The organism is uncultured Caballeronia sp. (genome assembly GCF_964243625.1).
GTDB lineage: Bacteria > Pseudomonadota > Gammaproteobacteria > Burkholderiales > Burkholderiaceae > Caballeronia.
In genome coordinates, this window is the sequence record NZ_CAXTGZ010000323.1 from 1 (window position 1) to 6,802 (window position 6,802).

A 6,802-nucleotide genomic window follows, 5' to 3' on the forward strand; every position below is an offset into this window, starting at 1 on the left:
ATTTTTTGTCGCTCACTCAAACGATCAGACGATCAAACGAAACGCGCCGGCGCCTTTGAAAAGGACGGCGCCGAACACAGCTTCAGTAACTACTTGGTAACGATCGCGGCAGTCAGGCCCGCGTTGATTGCCGGGAGGAACAGGTTCAGCACACGGTTCGCACGGACCAGGCCGCTGTTATCGACGTAGACAATGTCTTTCGACTCCAGCGGGAACTGGTTCGCGAGCAGCATGGAAACCGGTGAGCGCGCATCCAGGCGATAAATCACCGGCGTGTCCCCCGCTGTCGAGCGCAGCACGAAAAGCTGCTTCGGATTCGACGTTTCCTGGTTCAACTGACCCGCTTGCGCAAGTGCTTCGGCAAGCGTGAGCGTGCCGTCGCGCAGCGGCGGTACAGGTGACGGCTTGTTCACTTCGCCCATCACGTAGACCGTGTTGTCTTCGCGTGCATCCACATGCAGCATGTCGCCCGGTTGCAGCATGATGTCGGCGGGGTTCTTGCCGTTCTTCATCATCTGCGCAACGTTCACCGGGTAGGCCGTGCCGTTGCGCGTGATCGTCACGCGGCTCTGGTCGGCGGTCGGTGCAAAACCACCGGCACGGTTCACTGCTTCGGTCAGCGTCATCGGAATGTCGTTGACGGTCTGCGCACCAGGTGCACGCACATCACCATCCACATAAACCTGCGACGACCGGAACGAAGCCACGCGAACCGTGACTTGCGGCTTCACGAATACCTTGCTCAGCTCGCCATAGATCTCGCGCTGAATCTGCTCGGCAGTCTTGCCCGATGCGTGGATTGAACGGTTCACATACGGAAACTGCACGTTGCCTTCGCCGTCCACCACGAAGCCAGGCGCCGCATCCGACGTCTTGGTGTTCTGCGCCGGCTGACCAACTGCGGCAGCGAGTTCAGGGTGATCCCATACCGTGATCTGCAGTACGTCGCCCGGTCCCAGCTTGTAGCCGGTTGCCTTCGCGAAGAGACCGAGCTGGCTGGTCGTCTTGTCCATGTTCTTCTGATCCGCGCGGATCTGACGGATCAGCGTCAGGTCGATCTGCTTGATCGGAATCTGGATGTCGCTCGTCACGTCGCCGTTGTCGGCGCTCGTGACAGGCAATGCAGCCGGTTCGATCATGTGCTGGCCCGGAGCCAGCGAACATGCGGAAAGCATCGCAGCGATCGCGAGGGAAAGGGCCACACGCGTTCCAGGCACGGCATGGCTGTTTTTGTTCGGCGCCGTGGCACCGGATATTTGTTGGCTGTTCATGTTGTCGTCCCCTGCTTCAATAAGCGTTGGTGTGGCGCAAACCTTTGAAGATCGTCGCAAAGATAATTTTCATATCAAGTCCGAACGACCAGTTACCCAAGTAGTACAAATCGTGTGCAACCCGTCCCTCCATTTTTTCGATGCGATCAGTCTCGCCGCGAAATCCGTTGACCTGGGCCCAGCCGGTGATGCCTGGCTTGATCCGGTACCGATGGATGTAACCCGAGACGACTTTCTGATAAAGATCGTCATGCTCGAGTGCATGCGGACGCGGTCCCACCACCGACATGTCGCCGCGCAGCACGTTGAAGAATTGCGGCAACTCGTCGAGGCTCGTGCGGCGCAGGAACGCGCCAACACGGGTGATGCGCGGATCGTTGCGCGTGGCCTGCCGCAACTCCCCTTCTTTCTCCACGTGCATGCGCATGGAGCGGAACTTGTAGATGCTGAAGACACGGCCATCGGCGCCTTTTCTGCGCTGCTTGAAGAACACCGGGCCACGCGAACTGATCTTGACGGCGACCGCGCACGCGATCATCACCGGCGCTACGGCAATCAGTGCTGCTGCTGCGAACACGCGATCGAAGATCTCTTTTTGCATCATCGCGTTCGGTGGCAACGGCGAAGCAGCCAGATTGATGGTCGGCACGCCGAGCAGGTTCGTCACGCTGCCTTCGAACAGCGAAAGCGTGCGGACGTCCGGCATGAAACGGATATTGATAAGGTCGTTGCGGAATTCGTCGACGAGCTTGAGGATCGTGCGTTCTTCCGTCAGCGGCAGCGCAAGCCATACTTCGCCCACGTTCTGCGTGCGGACATAATTAGCGAACGCTTCATGATCTTCGAACACCGGCACGCGGGTATTCAGCTTGGCGCCAGTCTGTACGTTGTAGGCCGCCGTCGCACGAAAACCAGCGGCCGGCGCCAGGTCGATCTTGCGGACGATCTCGTCGCAATGATCGCCGCAGCCTGCAACCGCCACCTGCTTCAGATTCAGCCCCGCGTTGCGAACCCGGCCGAGCACCGTATGGGTCACCATGCGGCCCGCGATCATTCCGGCACCCGCCAGCCCGGTCCAGTACACGAACCAGAGACGCGACACGAAGTCGATGCGGTGAAGCGAGAACATCAGCACCATCGCGCAAGCCTGCACGATGAGCCAGCTCAGCGCGACCTGTCCGGCAAGCGCGCTTTTCGAGCGGCCGCGCCATGATTCGTACACGCCCAGCGCGGGAAACACGGCAAGCGAAAACGCCGCCGCGAAAGCCACGAACGCCAGATAAAAGCTGCGTTGCGATACATCGTCGAAACGGATCTGCGAAGCCACGAGCGCACCCGCCACGATCATCGCGACGTCGAACATTCTCGCCAGCAGGTTGGTCATTCCGCGCATTTTTATTCTCCCCGAACCGCTCAAATCTTTCGCTTGACGGTTAATTAACTGCACCGGCCGTACTTGTCGTCAAATCTGACGATGTCGTCTTCGCCGAGGTAGGTCCCTGACTGCACTTCAATGATTTCGAGCGGCACGCGACCCGGGTTTTCCAGGCGATGACGCACACCGAGCGGGATGTAGGTCGATTCGTTTTCGCTCAGCAGAAACTCTTCTTCTCCGCGCGTCACGAGGGCCGTGCCACTCACAACGATCCAATGCTCCGCGCGGTGGTGATGCATTTGCAGCGACAGGCGCGCACCCGGATTCACCACGATGCGTTTAACCTGGAAGCGCTCGCCATGGTCGATGGAATCGTAAAAACCCCAGGGACGGCGAACCTTTCTGTGTGTATCGGCTTCGGGCGCCTTCTCGCGCTTGATCCGCGACACGAGGCCCTTGATGTCCTGAACGCGTGAGCGGTCAGCCACAAGAACAGCGTCATCGGTCTCGACCACGATCAGGTTGTTCGTCCCGACACACGCGACCAGCCTGCCACCTTCCGAACGCGCATAACTTGCGGTCGATCCTTCGAACAACACCCGGCCGCTTGACGCGTTGCCTTCATCGTCCTTGTCCATCGCATCCCAGACCGCATCCCATGAACCGAGATCGGACCAGCCGGCCTGAAGCGGCACGACCACACCCATGAACGGCGAATCGGGCTTGCCGAGATGCTCCATCACCGCGTAATCGATGGAGTCAGCTGGCGATTTCTGGAACGATGCAGCACATGGACGCAAGTATTCGTCAGTGTTAATCGCTTGTTCGTGCGACAAGACACATGCCGCGTACATCTCCGGCTGGAGCTTTTCGAGAGCGGCAAGCCATACCGATACACGTACAACAAAGATGCCGCTGTTCCACCAGAAATTACCGGATGCGACGTATTGCGCGGCGAGTTCGGCTGCCGGCTTCTCGACAAAACGGTCGATGCGATGCGCGCCGTCTTCCAGCGCGTCGCCCAGACGGATGTAGCCGAAGCCGGTGTCCGGTCGTGTTGGCGGAATGCCGAGCGTGGCGATCTCGCCGGCTTGCGCGTGACGCGCGGCGGTATCGATGGCGGCATGCAGTGCCGGCACGTCTGCAATCGCGTGATCGGCAGGCATGGCAACGAGGATCGCGTCCTGGCCGTCAGCGCAAGCGGTGAGCGCTGCGAGCGTGAGTGCGGGCGCCGTATCGCGGCGCGCAGGTTCAACCACGATCCGCGCGCTCGCGCCGCTGTCGCGAACCTGTTCAGCCGTGGCAAAGCGATGTTCTTCGCCGCATACGATCACAGGCTCCGCAGCAACATCCCATGCAGCGGGAAAACCCTTCATGCGCAATACGGTTGCTTGTAGCAAGGACTCGGCGCCTACAACGCCAATGAGTTGCTTTGGAAAGTTTTCGCGCGATACGGGCCACAAGCGCGTGCCTGAGCCGCCTGCCAGGACCACCTGAACGAGACGCCGGCAGTCAGCTGGCAATCCTTCGGCGCCCGTGACTACGTCTCCTTCTCCCTGCCTCACCTTCGTGTTCATTTTAGTAATCCTATCTTCTTGAACGTCTTCCCCGGGTGAAGCTGCGCATTATGATTGCGCTCGCTGCACCGATGATTCGGCGCGGCCCGGTTCGAGCCGTCCTGCACGTCTATGGCCTGTGTCTGATCAGACGCCCGCGTCGCGGCGGCTTTGCATCCGGTATTCGGTAGGTGAAATGAGAAGGCGCTTGCGGAAGATCTTGGCGAGCCGATCGCCGTTGCCCATGCCGCTGCGACGCGCGATCTTGTCGACCGGCAGTTCGGAGTCGGTCAGCAACGTACACGTCACGGCAAGGCGCGCCTGCAGCAGATAGTCCGACGGCGTGATGCCCATCTCGATCTTGAAACGGCGCAGGAAATTGCGCTCGCTCATGGCCGCCACTTGCGCGGCGTCGACCACCGAGATCGGCCGTTCGCAGTTGTCCTGCAGCCAGCGGGCAGCCGCGCGAATCTTGTCGCCGGCAGAAGCCGTGCCGCTGTCGCCGAGTAACGGCACCAGCTTTGAAGCCGAGCCCGGCATCAAACGTTCGGCAACGCCGCGCGCCACGTCCACACCCAGATCGCGCTTGATCATCAGCAGCGCGCCCTTCATGGATTCATATCGATCACCGGCTTCGCTTGCCTGCTCTTCGCGAACTGCGTTCATCATCGAATGTCCGATGCGGATTTGCGATTCCGCCGCGTGACCAATGCCGGCTGCGTCGAGCACCTTGCGCCCTTCTGCAATCGACTTGACCACGGTCGTCTTCGAATGAACGCGACGCAGCCATTCAACGATGCGTTCATCGCCCGCTGCGTTGTCCGCGCCCTTGCCGCCGGCCACGAACAACGCGTCGAAGCCGCCGTAATGACGCGCGTCGAGCCCGTCGGTCCAGACGCGCACCGACGACGAACACGCCACGTTGCCGCCTTCAACGGAAAGGAAACGTACGTCGTAGTTCCAGTCGTTCCGGGCTTTCAGGACCGCCAGCTCGTTTGCGACATGGAAGACCTCAGCGACGATGCCGGCGCCGAGCAGCGAGAATCCGTCGTACAACAGGATCGCGATGCGGCGGATCTCGGCTTGCGTGCTTCTGGGAGCCGGTTGCAGCCAGCCCATTACGGCGGGTTCAAGACTGGCGTAAGGCATGGCATTCCCCTGCGAACTTGTTGAATCCAACATGATTGGATAGTGCGTTCTCATTGCGGTGCATCATAGACACCCTCAAGTTTTATTAGGTTGTCGTGACTGAAAGTAGCGAGATGTTGGCGGAAAAATTCCGGCGTCGCCATTCAAATCCTTTCAATGCGTGCGCTGGCCATCATTCACCCCTTTTCCAATACGGCCGTTCGTTTCAAACATAACGAAATGGGCTGGGGGCGAATTGATTTCGAATAGGACATTGCAAGACGAATGCCAGTTGGACCAGATAGCGCATATCGGACAGGGCAGTCAAAACCTGCCAACGTCATACAAATCAACGCTCAGCGCGGTTTCTGAAGCCACGCGCCGCGGGGCTTTCCGGCGTGTCCGCGGCTTGTCGAAGAAGGCGATTCAAGCACTGGACGGTGTAAACGTATCGTCCGTGATACATCGAAAAAGCCGGTCAACGAATTACACCGTAAGTGGCTGACGTTTAAACCGTAGCGGAACGCACTGAGATAACCACTTCAAATTAAATTACAAGCGTTAAGCGGCGCATTTAATCCCGTCTTCCGATTAGCAACACAAACTTTAAAAGTGCGGTGGCGCACATACATTCCCATACACGAAAAATTCCACATAATCGCGTTTCATGCGAGTAACGAATTCCATTAATCCTATGAAATTATGTAACTCGCCTGACAAACAGTGCCAGAAGGCAATCGCCCTCGGACAAACAGGGTGCGACGGTCCGTAAGCGCGTTGGAGTCGCTTGCGCAGTGGCGTAAATAAGCGAACCTCTGGCGGTTCAGTCCGGCCCACTCCAACCAATTCGATACCACCTGTATTGAAGCGGTCTTCATCCGGGCTTGTGTGGGGCTGCCCACATAGACCGGTCGCAAACCTCCACTTGAGTGCGTCGTGCGATTTGATACAGATTAGTTACGCGTCTTTCCTTACAGTTTGGGACCACCCGGCCACGCCGGATCAGACACGTGGTCGCGCAATCCCGCCATCCATATACGATTGGGCAGCCCAATGCAGTGAGCATCCGCCAACGTTCATCGCCATGACTGGCGCGATTGTTTCGCCTCGCCTATCCTCAGCACATTAAAAGGCCTTATTCGATGGGCCCCGGCACGCCGGCAACCGGTTGCAGCAGCGCAAATGTGGCCCTTTTTGCTGCGTTGCAGTATCGAAAGTTTCGGGGGTTTCATCAGGACAAGGTACCGGACGGCAAACGGGCCAAAAACGTTTCATCCAAGTAGCACGAAGGTGGCGAAACGGCCTTTTCATCGGTGGAAACACTTAGGCCGCGACCCGGACCATCCAGCTTTGAACTTCGGGGCGTAATGAAAACGACATCGACAACACATCCGGTTCGTGCGGGCCGCACGCTCGCCCGACGCACGAGGATCGCGCTGATCTGCATCCTGGCCGTGGCGGTATCGAGTTGC

Annotated in this window: 4 protein-coding genes; all 4 read right to left on the reverse strand. The window is 58.9% G+C overall.

Annotated features, from left to right (window positions below; translation table 11 throughout):
* Positions 1-89: 89 nt before the first annotated feature.
* The 4 genes from ACFFAR_RS20340 to ACFFAR_RS20355 all read right to left on the reverse strand — a co-directional run bounded on the left by ACFFAR_RS20340 (position 90) and on the right by ACFFAR_RS20355 (position 5,351).
* Positions 90-1,271, reverse strand: a complete 1,182-nt coding sequence (locus ACFFAR_RS20340) for a polysaccharide biosynthesis/export family protein (protein WP_086382697.1) — start codon at positions 1,269-1,271, stop codon at positions 90-92.
* Between the two features lie 16 nt (positions 1,272-1,287).
* On the reverse strand, positions 1,288-2,664 hold the full coding sequence (locus tag ACFFAR_RS20345) for an undecaprenyl-phosphate glucose phosphotransferase (RefSeq protein WP_062000094.1): 1,377 nt from the start codon (positions 2,662-2,664) through the stop codon (positions 1,288-1,290).
* Between the two features lie 44 nt (positions 2,665-2,708).
* Entirely contained in the window at positions 2,709-4,223 is a 1,515-nt protein-coding gene (locus ACFFAR_RS20350) for a mannose-1-phosphate guanylyltransferase/mannose-6-phosphate isomerase (protein WP_375508354.1), read from the reverse strand.
* A gap of 126 nt (positions 4,224-4,349) precedes the next feature.
* On the reverse strand, positions 4,350-5,351 hold the full coding sequence (locus ACFFAR_RS20355; protein ID WP_062000096.1) for a GlxA family transcriptional regulator: 1,002 nt from the start codon (positions 5,349-5,351) through the stop codon (positions 4,350-4,352).
* Between the last annotated feature and the right edge of the window lie 1,451 nt (positions 5,352-6,802).

Bases quoted from the DNA above. Each gene is read 5' to 3' on its own strand.
- ACFFAR_RS20350 (WP_375508354.1), bottom strand. From the start codon at position 4,223: ATGAACACGAAGGTGAGGCAGGGAGAAGGAGACGTAGTCACGGGCGCC.
- ACFFAR_RS20340 (WP_086382697.1), bottom strand. From the start codon at position 1,271: ATGAACAGCCAACAAATATCCGGTGCCACGGCGCCGAACAAAAACAGC.
- ACFFAR_RS20355 (WP_062000096.1), bottom strand. From the start codon at position 5,351: ATGCCTTACGCCAGTCTTGAACCCGCCGTAATGGGCTGGCTGCAACCG.
- ACFFAR_RS20345 (WP_062000094.1), bottom strand. From the start codon at position 2,664: ATGCGCGGAATGACCAACCTGCTGGCGAGAATGTTCGACGTCGCGATG.